Genomic DNA, 21,164 nt, shown 5'->3' with positions numbered 1-21,164 from the left:
GCCCGTGAGCCTTCGAGGAGGTCCGCCGGCATGCGTACGGTCGCGCCTTCAGGAACGTACGATCGTGCGCGTGCCGACAGACCACTTCGCCGACGATCCGCGCACGAACCTCGAACGCATGCTCGCGGGTGACCTCTATGTCGCCGACGACCCGGAGATCGCCCGCCGGCAGCAGCGCGCGATGAGGCTGGCCGCGCGCTACCAGGCCGCCTATGTCGAGGACGCCGGTGCGGCCGGGCCGATCCTCGCCGAACTGCTCGGCGCCGTCGGTGAGGGCGTCGATGTGCGACCGCCCCTCCACGTCGACTACGGAAGCAACATCACCATCGGGGCCCGCACCTTCGTCAACTACAACCTGACCGCGCTGGACGTCGCACGGATCACCATCGGCGAAGACTGCCAGATCGGCCCGAACGTCCAACTGCTCACGCCCACCCACCCGGTGGAGCCGGAGCCCCGGCGGGACAAGCTGGAAGCCGCTCGTGCCATCACCATCGCTGACAATGTCTGGCTGGGCGGCGGAGTCATCGTGTGCCCCGGGGTGACGATCGGCGACAACACCGTCGTCGGGGCCGGCGCCGTGGTCACCACGGACGTGCCGGCCGACGTCGTCGCGGTCGGCAACCCGGCCCGGCCCGTCCGCGACATCTGACCTCCACCCGTCATGGCGGTGGATGCTCCGCAGCCGGCAGCTGCTGGAGCTGGTACTTCGAGGCGGACGCCGCCCGTCAACCCGACGCCCTGATGGAGGGGTTGACCCTGCACCGCGCCCCGGACCGCACGCCGCACGGCGCGCGACGGCACAACGCGCCGTCGCCCGCATCACCTCCGCGCGGTCGGCGACATGGCACCGCACCCCGTGGTACTGGGTCCGGTAGTTGCTTCTCGGACATGCGGAACGGACCCGGCGCGCGTCGTTGTTCCGTACCATCGCTGCAACACGGCTTGCAGCAGTAACCTCTGCCGCTTCCAGGACACCAGCTCAAAGAGCACACGCGTTTGGTTCCGCATACGTCCGCATACCTGTTGTACGGAGGCTGCGGAATCCGGAAGGAGCACGATTGCCATGTCCGAGACCGACGCCGCGGCCAGCGGCCTGACGACGCAGTACACCGCCCAAGTGGCCGGTGACCTCGAGCGCAACCTCAAGGAGCAGGAGCGCATCGCTGGTGACATCACGACGCTGCAGGAGCAGTTGTCCGCACTCCAGCAGGACCATGCCGTCCTGCTGAACATCCAGCAGGCCCTCGGTGTGACGGGCCGGTCCCAGGAGTCCTCGGCCGAATCCGCCGTCGTGGCGGTGCCCGCGCCGCGCAAGAAGACAGCCGCCGGGGCAGGGCAGGGCAAGCGGACAGCGGCCAAGAAGTCCGCCGCGTCCAGCCGGAAGCCTGTCGCCAAGAAGGACTCGGCCGAGAAGCCCGCGGGCAGCGCGACCCGCTCGCAGGCGGGCCGGCCCACCCTCGTCGAGCTCGTTCGCGGGCTCCTGGCCGCCCAGCGCGAACCGCGCTCCGCGGCCGAGCTGGCCGCCGCGCTCGGGCAGCAGCGCCCCGAGCACCCCGTCAAGACGACCGTCGTGCGCAACACCCTCGAAGGGCTGGTGGCGAAGAACCAGGCCCAGCGCACCAAGCAGGGCAGTTCCGTCTTCTACACGGCGCCCGACGCGCCGGAGCCGGCTGCTGCGGCGGAGGAGGGCCAGGAGCAACCCGCCTGACGGCGGCGGCGAGTACGCCCACCACTGCCCCGACCCCACCGTCCCCGCGGCGCCGCCGCCCGTCGCGATCGGCTCATCGACCGCCCGGGGCCGCGGGTCGGGGAGGCGGTCCCACATGCCCCGCAGGTATGCGGACGGGGCGCGGGGCGGTGGTCACCGGCCACGGCACGGATCTGCCAGGGTGGCTTCGTGCAGACACCGGACCCCATCACTCCCGAGGCTCCCACGGCCGTACGCCTGGCTCTCCTGACCCAGCAGTGGCTCGACCTCACCTTCGTCCACTGGGCCGTCGAGCCGGACGTGGTGGCGGGGCTCCTTCCGGCCGGGACGGTTCCCGACACGTATGACGGGGTCACCTACGTCGGCCTGGTCGCCTTCCGCATGCACCGGGTCGGGTGGCTCCGGCTGCCCGGGGTGCCGTATCTCGGCACCTTTCCGGAGACCAACGTGCGGCTGTACTCGGTGGACGGGCACGGGCGGCGCGGTGTCGTGTTCCGGTCGATGGACGCGGCACGGCTGATCCCGGTGGTCATGGGACGCGTAGGGTTCCGGTTGCCGTATCTGTGGTCCCGGATGAGCATCCGTTCCGCGGCCGGCACCGTCACCTACACCAGTTCGCGCCGCTGGCCCGGGCCGCGCGGCGCGCACAGCCTATCACCGTGCGGCCCGGTGAACGCATCGCACAACCCACCGGGCTGGAGCACTTCCTCACCGCCCGCTGGGGCATGCACAACGCGTTCTTCGGTGGCGAGGCGGCGTATCTGCCCAACTACCACCCGCGCTGGCCCCTGTACCGGGCCGAGCTGATCGCCTGCGAGGAGAACCTCGTCGCAGCGGCCGGCCTGCCCGCGCCGCAGGGCGCCCCGGCCAGTGTGCTGTACTCCCCCGGCGTCCCCGTCCTCTTCGGACGCCCGGCACGCCCGGCGGGGATCCCCACGCCCTGAAGGCGTTCCGCGAAGCGGACTCGCAGAGGGGTGCGGGACACAACGCGGAGGACGCCGGCGGGCGCCCTCCGCACTGCTGTTCGTGCCTGCGTGATCGCCGCGGATCAGTGCAGGTTCTGGACCGCAGGGTCGGTGAATCCGACGGCGAAGACCGAGCGCAGCGACATGGTGCTGGTGTCGGCGTTGTGCGCGAGGCAGACGTCGTCCGGATCGGTGGCGTCCTTGAAGTCCTCGGGGTAGCTGGTCTTCAGGGAGGTGCTGGGGCAGATGCCCTCGGTGAGTCCCCACAGCTCGTCGACCTGGGTCGTGCCCAGCTTGGGCCAGTAGCTGAGGGCCTGCGGTGGGCCGGCCGCCCAGTTGCCGCCCGCCGCGCAGGTCGTGGCGGCCCTGGTGTCACCGACCCAGGTGTGCGAGTAGACACCGGGTACGGTGCCGCAGCCCTTGTGGAAGGCGAAGTTGAGCACTCCCTGGTCGTCGGTCCAGGTCATGCCGCCCTGCAGTCCCCGGTAGCGGGAGGCCGCGTAGGCGTCCTCGATGACCGTCTTGCCGCCGGACATGTTCAGCAGGCCGGGGTACGTGGCCGCACTCGTCGGGTTCAGCTGGTAGCGCACCACCCGGCCGCCGTCGACGCCGCCGTACCACTCACCGGTGACCAGCTTGTACGGGCTGCCACCGGACTTGTCCAGGGAGAGCCACGAGTAGCAGAGGTGGTCGGGGTCCAGGACACCGTTGTTGGCGTCGCTGTCGCACGCGGAGGGGGTACCGGACTGCTGGTAGTAGTGCACCTCGGGGAGCACGTAGGGGTAACCGCACGCGCTGGAACGGCCGTTGTTGATCCCGTACGTCGTCATCCCCGAGCCGTAGTCGTCGACCTTGGCGAGCTTGTTCATGTCGAAGACACGGACGCCGTGGGCGGTGTCGGTGACGTAGATGTAGTTGGCGTACCAGACGATGCCGCCGCCGTGGCCGGTGACGTACTTGAAGTCGGACGCGCTAGACGACGTGCTCGTGGGCTCGGCGAGCAGGACGTGCCGGTACTTGCCGGTGTCCCGGTCGATGAAGGTCAGCTTCAGCAGGTTGTTCGACTTGCAGCCGGTGGTGTCCGCGGCCGCGTCACGCTGGAACGTCTTGTAGTGCCAGACCACCGCGGTGACATGGTCGCCCTGGATGGCTCCGTCGCCTCCGTCGGCGGTGCCGGTGGTGCTCAGGCCCTGCGGCCACCACCGGGCCGTGGTGTCGTCGGCGTGGGCGGACGACCAGCACCATGCCTTCGAGGTCGTCGCGGGGGGCAGCGCCTTGGTCTCGTCGCCGGCGCAGGAGCGCATCGAGCGGAGGTTGAGCCAACTGTCAGTCGCCCCCGCCGAGTTCTTCGTGTAGTCGGTGGTGATGACGTCCGTGAGTGTGGCGTGGTTCGTCAGGTGGTTGTTGTAGAGGTTGTTGGTGGCCGACACATAGCTGGTGTCGGTCATCTTGAACTGGTCGCTGCCGAGGGTCAGTTTGGTGACCGTCGGCGAGTCCGCCGTGGCCGTCGACTGCCCCGTCAGCGTGGCGAGCACGGCTGCCGCCGCCGCGATCGCAGCGACGAGCCTGGGTCTGCGTATGAGTGCCACTCGCACCTTCCATGAAGGGATAACGGGCGTGCCCGGCCGCCGACATCACGGCGGACATGCCAAATGCAAGTGTTCATGATACGAGCCGCGGACGCCCCGTCACGCCGGGCGAAGTTCCCCACAGTCGCGGGCACTTCGGGGCGGCGTCCGGTGCTCAGGCGGGGCCGCCCGCGGCCGCCTCCCGGTAGATCTGCTCGAACCGCGCGCCCATCGCCTCGGCGAGCGCCTGGGCCGCCGACAGCGGACGCACCATCACCGTGAAGTCGTCGATCCTGCCCTCCTCGTCCAGATGCAGGAAGTCGCAGCCCTGGATCTGCTTGCCGCCGACGGTCGCGGTGAACACGAGGGCGTGGTCGCGTCCGTCCGGGTCGGCGATGTCCCGTACGTACCGGAAGTCCTCGAACACCTGGGCCACGGCACGGAGGATGGCGGCGGTGACGGGCTTTCCGGTGTACGGCTTGAACGCGACCGGACTGGTGAAGACGACGTTCTCGGCCAGCAGCGCGGTCGCCGCGTCGATGTCGCCGGCCTCGACGGCCTTGCGGAAGGCGTGCATCGATCCACCTCGGTATAGTGAACGAATTGACTAGGCGCATCGCAGATTATGCAGCGGACCACTCCGTGTCCAGAGCGAGTAATCGCCTCGTTGACTATGCAACCGGGTGTTAGGTTGGCGGCCATGGCTCTGCGCAATGCGGTGATGGCCGCGCTTCTGGAGGGCGAGGCGTCCGGGTACGAGCTCGCGAAGGGGTTCGAGGCGTCGGTCGCCAACTTCTGGACGGCGACTGCGCAGCAGATCTACCGGGAGCTGGAGCGGATGGCGGGCGAGGGGCTCGTCGCCGCGCGCGTGGTGCAGCAGGAGCGCCGGCCGAACAAGCGTCTTTACTCGCTCACCGGAGCCGGCCTCGAGGCCGTACGCGCCTACACCGCCGAGGTCTCCAGCAAGCCGATGGCCCTGCGCGACGAGTTGCTGGTCAAGATCCAGTCCGTTGACGCCGGTGACCTCGAAGCCGTGCGGGCCGGTGTCCTCGAGCGGGTGGAGCGGTCCGCCGCCAGACTCGCCCGCTTCGAGCGCGCCCAGCAACGCCTGCTGGCCGGCCGCGGGGAAGGGGAGTTCCTCACCACCGCGGAGCGCGTCGGCCCCTACCTCACCCTGCTGGGCGGCCTGGCCCTGGAACGGGCCAACGTGCAGTGGGGCCGCCGGACGGTTCTGCAGGCACTGGAGCGGCGCGCCGCGGCCCAGGGCTCCGGGCGGAGCCGGCCGGAAGCCGGGCCCGCGCGGCCCGCACTCCACTGACCGAGGCACCATGCGTGCGCAGCGACCGCACCGGCGGGCGGCGACGGAGGAGTCAGATCCGTGCGACGACGGCACCGCGGCGCAGCATGACCGCCCGGACGGCCGGCGCGAAGCGACACGGCCTGAAGGGGAATGATTGATTGCTCTTTGACCGTGGATGGAGTGCGCTGTCGGCCAATGCGGCAACGCCCCTCGCCACCCCGCCGGAGCGGGGCGCGGGCACCATGGGCCGCCTGGGCGCCCTGGACGGGCGCGCCGTCATCGCCCCGCCCGGCACCCGCGTTCGGCTCCGCAACGGTTGCCCGGACCGAGGCCCCCGCGCACGCCCGTGCCTCGGAAAGCGGTGGACGGGGCGTGCCGCGGCGCCGTGGACGCCATGCGCGAGCCGTGCCGGACCGTACGGTGTGCCGTGCCGCTGATGTGCGGGTGTGAAGCGGGATGCCCGGCGCGGGCGGGCGGACCGCACCCCAGGCCGCGTCCGATGCGTGGGCACGACCCGCCGTTTCCCGCCAGCCGAGTGTCGGCCATATGTCCCTGTATCGGCCAACGGTCCCATGCTGTCCGGCTCTTGTCGCCGGCGTTCCGGGCTGACTAGGCTCCGGCTCGCTTTCACGCTTCATACACAGTTTCGGCACATCCGGGTCGCTCGTACCCCGGCTTCCGGCGTGCCTGCTTTCTGGTGACTTCCGACGCGCGTGCCGTCGTCAAGGGGGAGGTGGGGAAGGTCGACTGGTCTCCTGTCCGGCAACGTGCCGACGAGCCCGTGCCTCCCGGGCCGCCCGCCCGCCGCAAGGCCGACCTGCGGATTCTGTGGTGGGTCAACGGGATCGACGGACTGGGCAGTCAGGCCTCCGGTGTGGTGTTCCCCCTGCTGCTCCTGGATCTTGGCCACTCCCCCGGCGCCGCGGGCATGTTCGCGAGCGCGGCCGCGCTCGTCGCGGTGGTCCTCGGACCGCTGGTCGCCGTACCCGCCGACCGGGGACGGCGGCGCCGGATCATGACGGGGTCGGCGGCACTCGCGGCGCTGGGCATGGGCGTACTGGCACTGACCTGCCTGGGCCGCCCCGCGTTGTGGGTCGTGGTGGCACTGGCCCTGCTGGAACGGTTCTGCGCCGTGGCCTACGAGGCCGCGGCGCGTGGCGCCCTGGTTCACCTGGCCGCGGTCGAGGAACTGCCCCGGGCCGCAGCCGGAATGCAGGCGGGTGACCAGGCGGCGCTCGTTCTCGGCCCGGCGTTGGGGGGTGCTCTCTTCCAACTCGCCCGGCCCGTGCCCTTCCTGGCGGACGCCCTTTCCTACGCGGCGGCAGCCCTGGGCATACGAGCCGTCCGCTCCCCCCTCGACACGCCCGCGCCCGCGCCGGAGGCACCGGCGACCGGCCCCCGCCCATGGCGGCGCGCGGCGGCGTGGCGTGCGTGGCCGGGCGCCGCGAGAGCGGGTCTGGCCACGGTCACCGGCTCCGGTGTGCTGCGGCTCGTCCTCGTATGGACGTCCACTGCCGGTGCCACGCTGACCCTGCTGTTCTACACCGCGTTGTTCGAACTGGGCCCAGGGCACGGCGCCGCGACCGGTCTGGTGCTCACCGCCTCCGGTACGGCCGGTCTGCTGGGCACCCTGACGGCGCCCGCGGTGGTGCGGAGGCTTGGCCCGGCACGGGTGCTGACGGCCGCCGCCTGGCTGCTGCCCGTGCCGTGCGGCGCGCTGCTGTGGGCCGGCGGCGCGTGGAGCTGGGGAGTGGCGTTCGCCGGGCTGTCCTTCCTGCTGCCGCTGATCACCGTAGTGCTGTCGAGCCTCGCCGTCGCCTGCACACCGGCCGCCCTGCAGTCGCGGGCGGGGGCCGTGCTCGGCTCGGTGTCCGCGCTGGCCGCCGCGGGCGCCCCGGCCGCCGCGGCGGTCCTGATCACCGAGTGGAACGCGAGCGCGCCCGCACTGTTGTGCACCGTGCTGTTCGCCGCGCTGGCCGTGTACACGCAGGCAAGGGCCCGCGCCGTGCTGGACAGGGCAGCGGCGGCCACGGCCGCGCGGAAAGAGGGAGACAGCGGTGAGTGACTCCTTCAGGGTCTTCCTCGGTGCTCTGCCGGACGTGTGCCCGCGCGACGCGCGACGCATGGTGCTCATCGCGGACGCCGGCGGCCGCTGCGAGGTGTTCACCTGGGATGCGGCCACGCGCAGGGGCCGGCAGGTCACCGACCGGCCCCGGGGCACCGTGCACTGCGCGATCGACGCGGACGCGCACGTGTGGTGGTTCGAGGAGGACTCAAAGGGGCGAGGGCACTGGTGGTACCAGCCGTTCGACGGCGGCCCCCGGCTGCCCGGCCTGCCGGGCGCGCCGGCCGGGTTGCCGCGCGGGCTGACGGTGACGGCCGACGGCACGGCCGCCGCGGTGGTCGCCTCCCGGCCGGACAGAACGAGCGTGCTGGTGGGACGGCGTGGCCACGCCCCGCGCGAGATCCTCACCATCGCCGGGGAGCCGCGTCTGGGCGGCATGCCCCCGGAAGGCGATCTGGTGGCCCTGGCGGCGGCACCCGACGGCGACCCGGCCGTCACCGTCGTCACGGTCACGGGCCGGGTCACCGCCACCCTGCCCCCGCCCGGCGGTTCTCGGGGCAGGCTCTGGTGCCGCGGCTTCTCGCCGCTGCCCGGGCGCCGCGAACTCCTGCTGGTGCACGAGCTGGAGGACCGCTACACGCTGGCCACCTGGACCCCGGACGGCGGACTGGTCGCACATCCCTGGTGCGGCTTCGACACCGAGATCACCGCACGCTGGTACCCCAGCACGCGCGAGGTCCTGGTCCGCCAGGACCGCCACGGCCGCTCGCTGCTGCACCGGGTGTCCCTGAACTCCCGCACCACCCGGGTCGTCCCCACGCCCAGGGGCAGCCTGCTCGACGCAGCCCCCCGGCCCGGCGGGGAGCTGCACTACCTGTGGACCGACACGGCCCACCCGCCCGTCCTCCACGCGACCGACGGCACCCCGCTGCCGGCAACCGGCCTCCTGCCGCGCGTACCGGGCCGGCACACCGAGGTGTGGACACCGACACCCGACGGGCCCGTCCACACCCTGCTCAGCCTGCCGCACCCCGCCGAGAGCGGACCGGGCCCTTCGCACACCACTGCCACCGCCCCGCCGCCGGCCGTGTTCCTGGTGCACGGCGGCCCGGCCGACCAGGACAGAGACGCCTACGACGCCACGGTGCACTCGCTGGTGGCCTCCGGATACGCCGTGGCGCGCGTCAACTACCGTGGCTCGACCGGTTACGGACCCCGCTGGCGGCGTGCCTTCGGGGCCGGTGTCGGCCACACCCAGGTGGACGACCTCGTCGCCGTCCGCGCCGATCTCGTCCGCCGCGAACTCGTCGACGAGCGGGCGATCGCGCTGTGGGGGGTGTCCTGGGGCGGCTATCTGGTGCTGCTCGCCCTCGGCGTCCGCCCCGCGCTGTGGCGGGCCGGCATCGCGGTCAAGCCCGTCGCCGACTGGGTCACCGCCCACCGCACGACCACACCCGCACTGCGCGCCCTGGACGTCCGCTGGTTCGGCGGCACCCCCGAACAGGTGCCGGAACGATACTCCAGCAGCTCGCCCCTGACCTATGCGGCAGACGTGGCGGCACCGCTCCTCGTCGTCGGCGCCGGCCAGGACGCAAAATGCCCGCCCGAGCAGATCCGCACCTACCTCACCGCCCTCACCGCCGCAGGCGTCGAACACGAACAGATGTGGCTCGACACCGGCCACGACGGCTACGACGGCGCCACGCACGTCGCGGTACTCCGCCGCTCCCTGGCCTTCCTGCGCACGCACCTGCCGGCACCGGTACCGGCCGGCCCTCGGCGTCCCCCGGCACGACCGGGCGGACCCCGGCCCCGCTGATGCAGGCAGCGGGGCCGGGACCTGCACAGCACCACCCACTCGAGGCACCACGGAGAACCACGCAGTCCGAGAAGGAGGACGACCGTGCAGAAGGACATCATCCACAACGACCCGCTCGCCGGCGACGAGGAGAACCGCAAGCCCGGCATCGGCATCACCATCACCGTGCCGTTCCGCAACGCCGACGAGGGCGGCGACGAGGAGTGAGCTACGGCCCGGCCGGTCCGCCCCTCGCGGCCCGGCCGGGCCCCCTTCCCGCATTCCCCGCCACCGCTCGTGCGCAAGGAGCCGACCGTGCGCGTTCTTCTGGTCAACATGCCCTGGTCACCGATCGACCTGCCCTCGCTGGCCCTCGGCATCCTCAAACGGAGCGTCGCCGAGCGCGTCGAGGACGCGACCTGCGACGTGCTGCACGCCAACCTGGAATTCACCGACTGGATCACCGACCGCACCGAGTTCTCCGCCGGGGACTACGAGTACTACGCCCTGTCCTCCTACTTCCTCGGCTGCGGCGACTGGGTGTTCTCCTCCGCCCTCTACGACGACCCGGAGTGGAAGGGCCGCGAGTTCCTCGCCGTGATGACGGACAGGCTGCGCCGGTCACGGATGCGCATGACGCAGGAACTGCACCGCGTCGTCCCCGAGTTCGTCGCCGGCGTGGCCCGCCGCGTGGTGGACATGCGGCCGGACGTCGTCGGCTTCACGTCCACCTTCCAGCAGAACACCGCGGCGCTGGCCGCCGCCCGGCAGATCAAGCGCCTCGCCCCGCACATCGTGACCGTCATGGGCGGCGCCAACTGCGATGCCGAGCAGGGGGCCGCCGTCCACCGCAACTTCCCCTTCGTCGACTACGTGATCCGCGGCGAGGGCGAGGACGCCTTCCCCCGGCTGCTGACCGCGCTGCGGGGCGGGGAGACGGCCGCCGTCGCCTCGATTCCGGGGCTGTGCCACCGCACACCGGACCTGCCGCACGTCGCCAACCCGATGCCTGCCGGCCCGCTGCCGCCCGCGGCCATCCTGTCCCCCGACTACAGCGGCTACTTCGAGCGCCTCGCCGCGTCCGTGGCACGCAACTGGGTGGAACCGAAACTGGTGGTCGAGGGCGCCCGCGGCTGCTGGTGGGGGGAGAAGCACCACTGCACCTTCTGCGGTCTGAACGGCTCGTTCATGGAGTTCCGCAGCAAGAGCCCCGACACCTTCTACCAGGAGATCATGGACCTGGCGCAGCGCCACCGCGTGCTGGACATGTACGTGGTCGACAACATCCTGGACATGCGCTACCTGTCCACCGTCCTGCCCCGCATCGTCGACAGCGGCTACGACCTGCGCATGCACATCGAGATCAAGGCCAACATGCGGCGCCCGCAACTGCAGGTCCTGGCCGACGCGGGCCTCATCTACGTGCAGCCCGGCATCGAAAGCCTCAACAGCCGCGTCCTGGACCTCATGGACAAGGGGGTAAGCGGCTGCCAGAACGTGCGCATGCTCCGCGACGCCGCGGAGACCGGGCTGTCGGTGTCGTGGAACTACCTGCACGGCTTCCCCGGCGAGACGGCGGACGACTACGAACCCGTCATCGGCCAACTCCCCGCCCTGGAACACCTCAACCCGCCGGTCGACCTGTCCGCCCGGATCGCCATCGAACGCTTCAGCCCCTACTTCAAACGCCCCGAACTGGGCTTCACCGGGCTGCGCCCCGAGGAGCACTACCTCTTCACCTACGACCTGCCCGAGGCGGAACTGCACGACCTGGCCTACGTCTTCCAGGCCCCCGAACGCGGCATCACCGAACCGACGGTCGGCCGCCTCAACGACGGCATCGCCGCCTGGAAGAAGCACCACGCCGACGCCCGCCTCACCCACACCGACCTCGGTGACCGGATCGTGCTGGTCAGCAGGCGCCACTCCTTCGACTGGCGGACCATGGAGCTCACCGATCCGTTCGAGATCGCGGTCTTCCGGCTCCTGGACCAGCCGCATGGCACCACGGCACTGCACCGCAAGATCACATCCGCCTCCGCCGGGGCCGCCGAGCGCACACCGCAGGAACTCGAGGCGCTCCTGTGGGAGTGGGTCACCCTCGGAGTGGTCTTCACCGACGCGGGCCAGTACGTCCACATCGCCCCGGCCGCGGTGAACCAGGACCTGCTGCGCCTGGACTACATGCGTCACGTCCACGCCCGCGCCGAGCCCCGCCGCACCCCCACCCCCGCACCCGCCGCGCCGGCCGGGCCCGCGCCCGCCCTGTCCTGACTCCGGGAAGGACCGCACATGACCGTCACCGCACCGGAACTCACCGTACGCGCCTGGCGCGACCACGACCCGCAGGCCCGCCACCTGCCGGGCATGTCCCTGGGTCCGCTCCCCGTGACGCCCGGCTCAAGGGACGTCGAGCGCCTCTGGGCGATGGGCGTCCGCCATGCCGAGCTGGACGCGGCCGTCGACCTGGGTGCCGCCGGTCCCGCGGCACACCGCGCCGCGGTCGACCGGCTGCGTCTGGTCCGCGACCTCACCGCACACGCCGTCTCCGTCGACTGGGAGTGCCGTCTGCCGTCGCAGGAGCCGGCACAGCAGTGGAAGGTACTGTCCCACCTGCACCCGCCGCGCACGCTCACCGGTCCCGCCGACCCCCAGGAGGCACTGCACCGCTGGCGCACCCGCCACTACCTGTGCAAGCTCGTCTGGCGCCAGGGCCCGGGATTCATCCAGATCCGCGACCGCCGGTGGGGAGACCTGCGCCGCTTCACCGCGGACGAACCCCGCTACCAGGACGCCATCGCCCTCCTCGACCCCGGTGCCCACCACGCCGACGTACCCGCCGGCGTGCTGGAGGAGTTCACGGCCGAACACCTCGTCCTGCGCCTGGGTGACCTGGTGTGGTGGCTGCCCTACCGGGTCAGCCGCTGGCTCCAGGAAGCCATAGCGGTGTGAACGACCGGCGCTGCCGCAGCCGGGAGGCCACGGTGCGCGCCGGACCATCGAGCAGTTCGCCGTTCTCCGTCCGCCTCGTCGTGCCGGCCGAGGCGGACGCCGGAGTCATGCGCCGGGAGGCGGGCCCGGCAGTGGTCTCCAGGGGATTGACGATCGGTCACCTCTGCTGGTTCAGTGGATGAGCCACTCAGCCAGTATGCTGCCATGAGGAGGATGCGTGGAAGCGCTGCCCCGCGAGACGATCGTGGACGTCCTGGAGAACCGGCTGCGCGAGGACATCCTGGCCGGCCGCCATCCCGCCGGCACCTACCTGCCGCCGGAGCGGCAGCTCGCCGACGGTTACGGAGTCACCCGCACCACCCTCAAGCACGCCTTCGGACGCCTCGCGCAGGCGGGGCTGCTGGAGACCCGGCACGGCGTCGGCACCCGGGTGCGCGACTTCGCCCGCCTCGGCGGCGCGGACCTGCTGCCGATGCTGGTACGGCACGACTCCCGGTGGATCCACGAGGTCTTCGAAGTGCGCCGCAGCATCGGGGCGTTGATCGCCGAACGGGCCGCCGCCCGCGCCACGCCCGCCCAACGGGCGGAACTGGCCGCCCTGCTGGAGGCGGTGCGCGACGGGCGGAGCCCCGACGACGTGCAGCTGGCCGACGTCGAGGTGCACCGCGCCCTCGCCCGCGCCACCGGCAACCGCGTCTACGTACTGCTCACCAACACCCTCTTCAACGCCTACCTTCCGGTGCGGGCCGCGCTGCGTGGCCCCTTCACCGACGCGGAGGCCGCCCACCGGCGGCTGGCCCCCGTGGTCGACGCCGTCGGCTCGGCGGACACCGGCAGGGCCAGGTCGGCCGCGGACGCCTATCTACGGGACACCGAGCGGATCATGCTGGGAGGACTGTCATGAGGGGCACGTCCTTCACGGAGGCACTGTTCGGCACGGTCCGCCTCGACGGCGACGACCGCGACCGGCGCATGCGCCTCGATCTGCGCGCCGAGGCCGGCGAGGTGCTCAGGCCGCACCGCACCACCACGGCCCGTCTGAGCGGCCGCCTGCGCATCACCGGGGTGGCCGACGACCGGCACGCCTCGGGCGAGATGGAGATCTCGCCGCTCGCCCGCCGGCGCATCCGCTACCGCCTGTCGTTCACCGCCGGGGGGCGCACCCTCGCCCTGGACGGCTGGAAGTCGGTGACACCCCGTCATCCGGTGCGGTCGATGACGGTCCTGCCCTTCACCGTGTACGACAACGGGACACGCATCGGTGCCGGCACCCTCCGCTTCCCGCCCGCCACCGGGCTCGTACCCTTCCTGCTCAGCTTCCGCTTCCCCCGGCGCGAGGACTCCGCCCACTACGCCGTGCCCCGGTGGGACGGCGCCCCGGGCCGCACGGAGGTCTGGTACACCACCCTGACCGACCCGGCGACCGGCACCGGGGTGTGGCTGCACCACGAACTCACCGCGCCCACCGACGGATCCGCGCCCACGGCCCACGGCTGGGTGGCGACGTTCCCCCGCGAGGGGAAGGTGCGCCACGCCCGCTTCGGTCCCGCCCCCTGGCCGCGGCCCGCGGACGGATTCCGCGCCGCCGGCGTCACCGCGGCCGCCGGACGGCTGACCGGAAGTGCCGGGGAATTCCGCTGGGATCTCACCGAAGCGTCCCTGGACTCCCCGCTGTTCACCTTTCCGCGCTGGTCGTGGCGGCACCCACTGCTCCCCGCGGCCCACCTGCTCCCCGCGGCCCGTGCCGCCTACCACGGCACCCTCTTCGACGGGGAGCGCACCCTCACCCTGAAGGCCGCGCCCGGCGCGTCCGCACGTATCCACGGCCACGGCAACGCCCGTCGCTGGGCCTGGCTCCACGCCGACCTCGGCGCGGGCGACGTCCTGGAGGTCGTCGCGGCGACGTCGACCCGCCCGGGTCTGCGCCGGCTGCCGCCGCTCGTGTTCCTGCGCCTGAGGCACCGTGGCCGTACCTGGCCGCGGCGTGCGGAACGCTCCGCGGCCGGGCTGCTGGGCATCGGCCGTTTCCGGGCCCGTATCGGCCATGCGGACTGGGCGGTGACCGGGCGCACGACGCTGCGCCGCGTGCGAGTGGAGGTGACGCAGCCCGCCGAACGCACCCTGACCCTGGACTACCGGGACCCCGACGGTGCCCCGGCGGTGTGCCGCAACAGCGAGACCGCCGACGCCCGCATCCTGCTGGAGCGCTGGTGGGGCCGCTGGCGCACGGAAGCCGACTGGACGCTGGAGGGCACCGCGCATGCGGAGGTGGGCGACCGGTGACCGCCGAGGGACTCGTCGCCGCCCTGCTCGCCGACAACGGTGACGCCCCGTGGGCCGCCCGCGTGCCGGGCCGGCTCGAGGCCCTGCTGGCCGCGCTGCCCCGGCCGGTGCGGACCGCCGCACGCACCGGCGTCGCCGCAGTCGAGGCCTACGCCGTGGTACGCACCGGCCGCCGCCTGGCCGCCCTGGGCCCGGACGAGCGGGAGGCGGTCCTCTCCGAGCTGGGCCGGCGTCCCGGGCTCGCCCCCCTGCTCGACCTCCTCAAAGTGCCGGTGCTACTGGCTGCGGCCACCGAACGCACCGCGCCCGTGCCGGCCCCCGTACCGCCCAAGGACCCGCCCCTTTCGTGTGTCCCGGCCGCACAGTGGCCCACCCGCTCCACCGCCGACGCCGTCGTGGTCGGATCCGGCGCGGGCGGAGCCGTCGCCGCCCACGCTCTCGCGCGCGCCGGGCTCGACGTCGTGGTGCTCGAGGAGGGCGAACACCATCCCACGTCCTCCTTCGCGGGCCGTGCCCCGCTGGACCGGTTCACCGACCTGTACCGGGACGGCGGCGCGTCCGCGGCCCTCGGCGACCCGCCCCTGCTGCTGCCCGTGGGACGCGCGGTGGGCGGTACCACCGTCGTCAACTCCGGTACCTGCTACCGCACTCCGCGGCATGTGCTCGCCCGCTGGAGCAGCGGCTTCGGCTTCCACCTGGCCGACGGCCTCGACGCGCGCCTGGACGAGGTCGAAGCCCTGCTGCGCGTGGCCACTCAGCCGCTGGACGTCCTGGGCGCCAACGGGCTGCTCGCCCTCACCGGGGCCGAACGGCTCGGCTGGCGGGCGGGTCCACTGCGGCGCAACGCACCGGGGTGCGCCGGCTCCTGCCAGTGCGTGGTCGGCTGTCCCACCGGTGCCAAGCAGAGCGTCCAGTTGTCCGTGCTGCCCGACGCGTGTGCCGCGGGCGCCCGTATCGTCACCCGGGCCCGCGTCCGGCGCATCCTGGTCGACCACGACCGTCCCGGGGGCCCACGCGCGGCCGGGGTGCGGGTGGAGCGACCCGACGGCACCGCGTTCGAGATCCTCAGCCCGCTCGTCGTCACCGCCGCGGGTGCCCTGCACACTCCCCCGCTGCTGCGCCGGTCGGGACTCGGGGCGCACCCGGAAATCGGCCGGAACCTCAGTGTGCATCCGGCCACCAGCGTCGCGGGGCGATTCGGTGAGCCCGTCACGTCCTGGAGAGGCGTACTGCAGAGCGTCGGCGTCGAGCAGTTGCACGATCGCGGCATCCTCATCGAGGCGACCGCGAGCCCGCCCGGCATGACCAGTTTCGTCCTGCCAGGTGTCGGCCGGGCCCTGCGCCGCGAGTTGGAGGACGCCGACCACCTGGCCGTCCTCGGCGCCATGATCGCGGACCGTGCCTCGGGGCACGTCCTGGGCCGCAACCGCGCCCTCGTCCGCTACGCGCTGGATGCGCGCGACGGCCGCCGGTTGCTGACGGCCGTTCGGGCCATGGGGAAGTTGCTCTTCGCCGCCGGGGCGCGAGAAGTCCTCACCGGAGTGCCGCAGGCGCCCCGGGCCCGGACTCCGGACGAGCTGGAAACCCTGCTCGGCGGTGTCACCGCACGGCAGTTGCACCTGTCGGCGTTCCATCCCACGGGCACGGCGGCCGCGGGCGCCGATCCCGGCCGCGCACCGGTCGGCCCGGAGGGCCGGCTGCGGGGCGTGCACGGCGTTCTGGTCGCCGACGGGTCGGTCCTGCCGTCCTGTCCCGAGGTCAATCCCCAACTGAGCATCATGGCCGTGGCCTCCGCCGTCGCCCGCGCCCATCTGAGCTGAGAGCCACGGGTCGTTCGAGCCGTCCGGCCCCTCCTCGTGGGCCTCACGGCTCGAACGGGGAGGCCGGGCCGGGCGCCGGCCCCCATGTGAGCTGCCTCACCCCGCATTTCCGGGCTCCCGGCTCGAACTGCCTGGCAGGCGCCGCACCGCGGTACCCGGCGGCCGGCTGCTGGCCGGATGCGTCAGTAATCTGTCATTGCAGCCAGTACGACATTCGATACAGGCTGTGACCGTGTTAGAGCGACGTGTTGTTGTGGTGGTGTACGCGGGTGCCCTGGCCCTGGACATCACCGGACCTATTGAAGTGTTCGACACGGCCAACCGGCTTCTCGGGCCGTCGGGGGTCCCCTACCGGGTCGACTTCGTCTCCGCCGACGCGCCGCTGGTGCGCACGAGTTCGGGAGTGATCGTGGAGGCCTCGCCGCTGGAGGCGGGGCTGGGCCCCATCGACACGCTTCTCGTGCCGGGCGGCTGGGGACTGAGCGACGCCCTCGCGGACCGGGCGCTGGTTACCTGGATCGGCCGGGCGGCGACACGGTCCCGCAGGGTCGCCTCCGTGTGCGGCGGCGCCTTTCTGCTGGCCGAGGCCGGCCTGCTCAACGGCAGACGCGCCACCACGCACTGGGCGTACAGCGGGGCGATGGCCGACCGCTATCCGGCCGTGACGGTGGACGCCGAGCCGATCTTCATCTGGGACGGCCCCTTCGTGACCTCCGCGGGGGTGGCGACCGGGATCGACATGGCGCTTGCGCTGGTGGAGGCCGATCACGGTGCGGCACTCGCGCTGGAGACGGCGCGGTTCCTGGTGCTGTTCCTCAAACGGCACGGCGGACAGTCCCAGTTCAGCGCCGTGCTCGACGCCCAGCTGGCCGACCATCCGCCCATCCGGGCCGCTCAGGAGTGGATCCTGGACAACCTGCACAATCCGCTGCCCGTGGCCGATATCGCCCGGCGGGCCAACATGAGCCTGCGCAACTTCGCCCGGGTCTTCCGGCGCGAGGTGGGCACGACCCCCGGGCAGTACGTCGAGCAGACGCGTATCGCCCGCGCCCGCGAGCTGCTGGAGACCACCGACCTGTCGATCGGTCAGGTGGCGCGCCGCTGCGGATTCGCCGCCCCGGAGACCTTCTTCCGTTCCTTCGGACGATCCCTGGGGCTCACCCCCAAGGAGTACCGGCACCGCTTCCAGGTGATCTCGCCCTCCGGCCTCATCGCCCGCCACCACGAGACGGACAGGAGCCCCGCATGACCATCACGACCTCGGAGGTGTCCGAGGAAGGAACGGTTCGCCTGGTCGACCACCTGGCCGGGGAACTCGCCCGGGCCGGCGTCACCCACGTCTTCGGGGTCGGCGGCGCGAACATCGAGGACCTGTACGACGCCCTGCACCGCGGCGGCGCCGTACGCGGCATCGTCGCCAAGCACGAGTTCTCCGCCGTCACGATGGCCGACGGCTGCGCCCGTACCACCGGGCGTCTCGGCGTCGTCGCCGCCACCTCGGGCGGTGGGGCGATGAATCTGGTGCCGGGTCTTGCCGAGGCATTCGCCTCTCAGGTGCCCGTGCTGGCCCTGGTGGGCCAGCCGCCGACCGGCCAGGAGGGCCGCGGCGCGTTCCAGGACTCCAGCGGCAAGGCGGGTTCCCTGGACGCGCTTGAGGTCTTCGCACCGATTTCCCGGTTCTGTGCCCGGGTCGAGACGGCGCAGGCGCTCACCGAGCTGCTGCCCCGGGCGATGGCAGCGGCACAGGCCCATCCGCGGGGACCGGCGGTGCTGTTGCTGCCCAAGGACGTGCAGCAGACACGGATCCAGGCGCCCGCCCGCGGCACGGGACCGGCACCGGACGTCCCGGCACCGGACGTGGCGGCTACGGCTACGACGGCGACGGACGCGCGGCTGGACGCCGCGGCCCTCACCGCCGTGTCGGACCTCCTCCGCGGGGCCGGGAACGTCCTCGTCATCGCCGGTGAGGAGATCGCCGCCGCGGACGCCCGCGCGGAGCTGGCCGAACTGGCCCGCCGGCTCGGGGCGTGGGTGGCGGTCACCCCGGACGCCAAGGACGTCTTCGACAACCGTGATCCCCGCTTCGCCGGTGTGGCCGGGGTGATGGGCCACGCCAACGTCGAGGACTGCCTGCGGCGGGCCGACGTGTGCCTGCTGGCCGGCTCCCGGCTGCCGGTCCTGGCGCGCGGCGGCCTCGACGCGGCCCTGGCCGCCACCGACGTCGTCAGCATCGGCTGCGAACCGCCCTTCGTCGCGGCCACCGCACTGGCCGGGAACGTGCGGCACGCGCTGCGCGCGGTGACCCACCGGCTTGCGCCGCACCCACGTGCCTGCCCGCCGCACTCCGGTCCCCGCCCCACCCCCCTGCCGGGCTCGGTCCCGCAGGCCCCCGGCCGCGCCATCCCCTACGCCCAGGCCGTCGCCGCGGTCGAGGCGGCCCTCCCCCAGGACGCGCACGTCTTCGTGGACGCGGGCAACACCGGGGCCAGCGCGATCCACCTCCTCCCGGCACCGCGGCACGGGCGTTTCGTGGTGGCGGTCGGCATGGGCGGCATGGGCTACACCTTCGGGGCCGGGATCGGCGCGGCTCTCGCCACCGGCCGGCGCACCTACGTCCTCGCCGGCGACGGGGCCTTCTTCATGCACGGGATGGAAGTGCACACCGCGGTGGAGCACGCCGCACCCGTGACCTTCGTCGTCTTCAACAACAACGCCCACGCCATGTGCGTGCTGCGTGAGGAGTTCCTCCAGGGCGGAGTCCGCGACGACGACCTGTTCGTCCGCACCGACCTCGCCGCCGGGGTGGCCGCCGCCTTCCCGTCCCTGCGGGCCACCGGGGCCGGTGACGCGGTGGAGCTGCGCGAAGCCCTGCTGCGCGGCAACGCGGGCACCGGCCCGGCGTTCGTCGCCGTCGAGTGCGACCCGCGGGAGATCCCCCCGTTCCTTCCCTTCCAGCCGTTCACGCGAGCCGCGGAAGCCGCGGAAGCCACCGAAAGCACGGAAGCCACCGAGAGCAAGGAGAGTTCAGATGAGCGAGCAGTCGTCCACGTTGGCTGACATCCCCGGTCTGATGCGGATCGAGAACACCGGCAAGGAGGAACTGGCCGCCCACTGCATGGAGCTCACCCACGCCGTCTACCCCCACGACCAGGTGTACGGCCAGTACTGCACCATCCACGCGTACGTCGACTGCCCGCCGGAGCAGGCCTACGACTACCTCCGTCAGGGCCACCACCTGGAGGAATGGACCTGCAGCCTGCGCGACTTCGGGCCCAGTGGCACACCGGGGCTGTGGGTCGGTCACGACCGGCTGGAGGACGACACCAGGATCTACTGCAGGGTGGTCGCCAACCCCGACGCCATGACCGTGGACTACCACTGCTCCTGGGACCAGGGCGACAAGCTGTGGATGATCTACCTGATGCGCGTCGTCCCGGCCGCGCTGGTGCTCGACCGGCCGGGATCGGTCATCACCTGGACCAACTGCCGGCACCCCTACTACGACGACAACCCGCACCCCGGCCTGTCCCCCCACCCCGACCGCCCCTGGGTCGGCGACTACTGGGACCTGTTCTACGCCGGACACACCCTGGAGATGAACAACCTCAAGGCGATCCTTGAACACCGCCACCGCAACGGCCTGCCGGTCGGCGTCCCCGTGGCGCGGAAGGTGGCCCGGTGACCACCGTCAGTCTCACCGACGTCGCGAGCTACCTTCCCGGCGAGCCGGTCCCCGCGGCGTTCTACACCGAGTGCCCGGGGGCCGAGGACAAGCTTCGTGACCACCCCATGTTCAAGATCCCGCCGACCCGCCACCACGTGCCCCGGGACGAGACCAACGCGGACATGGTCGAGCGTGCCGTACAGCCCCTGATCGAACGGCACGGCAGCAGGGCGATCCGGGGCGTCGACGTCCTGCTGGTGCACAGTCAGCTGCCGGACCTGCCGTTCGTGGGCGCCGGCACCGAGGTGGCACGGCGGCTGGGCCTGAACCCGGAATGGCTCGTCGACGTGGCCAACGCCGGGTGCGCCTCCTTCATCCACATGCTGAAGCTGGCCCGGCAGATCCTCACCACCACCGATGCGAAGAGCGCGCTGATCTGCAACGCGCAGAGCGCCGCCGGCCAGTGGTTCACCCAGTCCGAGGTGCGCAGGCTCGCCCAGGCCGCGATCCCGGGCGACGGCTGCGGCGTGGGGTACGTGACGACGTCGGCCGGCGCACCGGTCCTGGACGTGGAGGCCCGGCACATCGGCCAGTACGCCGGGGACATGACCGTGGCGGTCGACGACGGCCGCAAGTACTGGGAGCCGGGCGAGTCCCAACTGCGCATCGGCTTCACCGACTCCAGCGTGGCCAAGGTCCTGGCACGCGGGAACCGTCTCGTCCCGGAGGCGGTCACGGCCGTGTGCCGGCGGCTGGGCGTGCCGACCAGCGGCATCGACGTCCTCATCACCAACCAGCCCAACCGCACCTTCCTGCGGAACTGGCGAGAGGCTCTGCAACTGCCGGCCGAACGGCACCTGGACACCTTCGACGAGTACGGAAACCTCTTCGGAGCGGCGATCCCGGTCACCCTGGACCGCGCGGTCCGCGCACGGCAGGTCGAGGACGGCGACCTGGTGGTACTGGCGGGATTCGCCCACGCGGGGGACTTCGCCGGTGCCGTCGCCGTCCGCTGGCACGGCGGGCAGGCCTGAGCGA

At 72.3% G+C, this 21,164-nt stretch carries 17 protein-coding genes and 1 pseudogene; 16 read left to right on the top strand and 2 right to left on the bottom strand.

Going from position 1 to position 21,164, the window contains the following annotated elements:
* Positions 1 to 70: 70 nt before the first annotated feature.
* The 3 genes and pseudogenes from ACH4UM_RS36220 (at position 71) to ACH4UM_RS36210 (ending at position 2,655) form a co-directional block, all read left to right on the top strand.
* Positions 71 to 652: a sugar O-acetyltransferase gene (locus ACH4UM_RS36220; RefSeq protein ID WP_398189098.1), complete on the top strand. Its 582-nt coding sequence runs from the start codon at positions 71 to 73 to the stop codon at positions 650 to 652.
* A 414-nt stretch (positions 653 to 1,066) separates the two neighbouring features.
* Positions 1,067 to 1,711: a hypothetical protein gene (locus tag ACH4UM_RS36215; RefSeq protein ID WP_398189096.1), complete on the top strand. Its 645-nt coding sequence runs from the start codon at positions 1,067 to 1,069 to the stop codon at positions 1,709 to 1,711.
* 189 nt (positions 1,712 to 1,900) lie between these two features.
* A pseudogene (locus tag ACH4UM_RS36210) lies at positions 1,901 to 2,655 on the top strand (YqjF family protein).
* Positions 2,656 to 2,759: 104 nt separating this feature from the next.
* On the opposite strand, the gene ACH4UM_RS36205 reads toward ACH4UM_RS36210, so the two are convergent.
* Complete coding sequence (locus tag ACH4UM_RS36205; RefSeq protein WP_398189093.1) at positions 2,760 to 4,265, bottom strand: hypothetical protein; 1,506 nt, start codon at positions 4,263 to 4,265, stop codon at positions 2,760 to 2,762.
* A 154-nt stretch (positions 4,266 to 4,419) separates the two neighbouring features.
* Positions 4,420 to 4,821 carry a nuclear transport factor 2 family protein gene (locus ACH4UM_RS36200; RefSeq protein ID WP_398189090.1) on the bottom strand — a complete coding sequence of 134 codons (402 nt, stop codon included), beginning with the start codon at positions 4,819 to 4,821 and terminating at the stop codon, positions 4,420 to 4,422.
* A 123-nt stretch (positions 4,822 to 4,944) separates the two neighbouring features.
* On the opposite strand from ACH4UM_RS36200, the gene ACH4UM_RS36195 reads away from it, so the two are divergent.
* From ACH4UM_RS36195 to ACH4UM_RS36135, 13 genes are all read left to right on the top strand, one after another.
* Positions 4,945 to 5,562: a PadR family transcriptional regulator gene (locus ACH4UM_RS36195; RefSeq protein WP_398189087.1), complete on the top strand. Its 618-nt coding sequence runs from the start codon at positions 4,945 to 4,947 to the stop codon at positions 5,560 to 5,562.
* A gap of 679 nt (positions 5,563 to 6,241) precedes the next feature.
* Positions 6,242 to 7,609: an MFS transporter gene (locus tag ACH4UM_RS36190; RefSeq protein ID WP_398189084.1), complete on the top strand. Its 1,368-nt coding sequence runs from the start codon at positions 6,242 to 6,244 to the stop codon at positions 7,607 to 7,609.
* Complete coding sequence (locus tag ACH4UM_RS36185; RefSeq protein ID WP_398189082.1) at positions 7,602 to 9,428, top strand: alpha/beta fold hydrolase; 1,827 nt, start codon at positions 7,602 to 7,604, stop codon at positions 9,426 to 9,428. Before ACH4UM_RS36190 ends, ACH4UM_RS36185 begins: the two co-directional genes overlap by 8 nt.
* Before the next feature lie 84 nt (positions 9,429 to 9,512).
* Entirely contained in the window at positions 9,513 to 9,635 is a 123-nt protein-coding gene (locus ACH4UM_RS36180; RefSeq protein WP_256257095.1) for a hypothetical protein, read from the top strand.
* A gap of 87 nt (positions 9,636 to 9,722) precedes the next feature.
* Positions 9,723 to 11,681, top strand: coding sequence for a RiPP maturation radical SAM C-methyltransferase (locus ACH4UM_RS36175; RefSeq protein WP_398189079.1), 1,959 nt, complete (start codon positions 9,723 to 9,725; stop codon positions 11,679 to 11,681).
* A gap of 18 nt (positions 11,682 to 11,699) precedes the next feature.
* Positions 11,700 to 12,359 carry a DUF5825 family protein gene (locus tag ACH4UM_RS36170; protein ID WP_398189076.1) on the top strand — a complete coding sequence of 220 codons (660 nt, stop codon included), beginning with the start codon at positions 11,700 to 11,702 and terminating at the stop codon, positions 12,357 to 12,359.
* Between the two features lie 217 nt (positions 12,360 to 12,576).
* The gene (locus ACH4UM_RS36165; RefSeq protein ID WP_398189073.1) at positions 12,577 to 13,263 is read left to right on the top strand and encodes a FadR/GntR family transcriptional regulator; all 687 of its coding nucleotides are present in this window, start codon (positions 12,577 to 12,579) and stop codon (positions 13,261 to 13,263) included.
* On the top strand, positions 13,260 to 14,642 hold the full coding sequence (locus ACH4UM_RS36160; protein WP_398189070.1) for a hypothetical protein: 1,383 nt from the start codon (positions 13,260 to 13,262) through the stop codon (positions 14,640 to 14,642). The genes ACH4UM_RS36165 and ACH4UM_RS36160 overlap by 4 nt, the downstream gene beginning before the upstream one ends.
* Entirely contained in the window at positions 14,639 to 16,462 is a 1,824-nt protein-coding gene (locus tag ACH4UM_RS36155) for a GMC family oxidoreductase N-terminal domain-containing protein (RefSeq protein WP_398189067.1), read from the top strand. Before ACH4UM_RS36160 ends, ACH4UM_RS36155 begins: the two co-directional genes overlap by 4 nt.
* A 232-nt stretch (positions 16,463 to 16,694) precedes the next feature.
* Positions 16,695 to 17,711: a GlxA family transcriptional regulator gene (locus tag ACH4UM_RS36150; RefSeq protein WP_398189064.1), complete on the top strand. Its 1,017-nt coding sequence runs from the start codon at positions 16,695 to 16,697 to the stop codon at positions 17,709 to 17,711.
* Positions 17,708 to 19,519 (top strand): thiamine pyrophosphate-binding protein, encoded by a 1,812-nt coding sequence (locus ACH4UM_RS36145; RefSeq protein ID WP_398189061.1) that lies wholly within the window; start codon positions 17,708 to 17,710, stop codon positions 19,517 to 19,519. The genes ACH4UM_RS36150 and ACH4UM_RS36145 overlap by 4 nt, the downstream gene beginning before the upstream one ends.
* A complete protein-coding gene (locus ACH4UM_RS36140; RefSeq protein WP_398189058.1) occupies positions 19,491 to 20,144 on the top strand; it encodes an SRPBCC family protein in 654 nt (217 codons plus the stop codon). The genes ACH4UM_RS36145 and ACH4UM_RS36140 overlap by 29 nt, the downstream gene beginning before the upstream one ends.
* A complete protein-coding gene (locus tag ACH4UM_RS36135) occupies positions 20,141 to 21,160 on the top strand; it encodes a 3-oxoacyl-ACP synthase III family protein (RefSeq protein ID WP_398189056.1) in 1,020 nt (339 codons plus the stop codon). The genes ACH4UM_RS36140 and ACH4UM_RS36135 overlap by 4 nt, the downstream gene beginning before the upstream one ends.
* Positions 21,161 to 21,164 lie beyond the last annotated feature (4 nt).

Source organism: Streptomyces sp. NPDC020801 (genome assembly GCF_044334385.1).
Classification (GTDB): Bacteria; Actinomycetota; Actinomycetes; order Streptomycetales; family Streptomycetaceae; genus Streptomyces.
The sequence above is the reverse complement of the archived record's forward strand: the minus strand, read 5'-3'. Positions and strand labels throughout refer to the sequence as shown.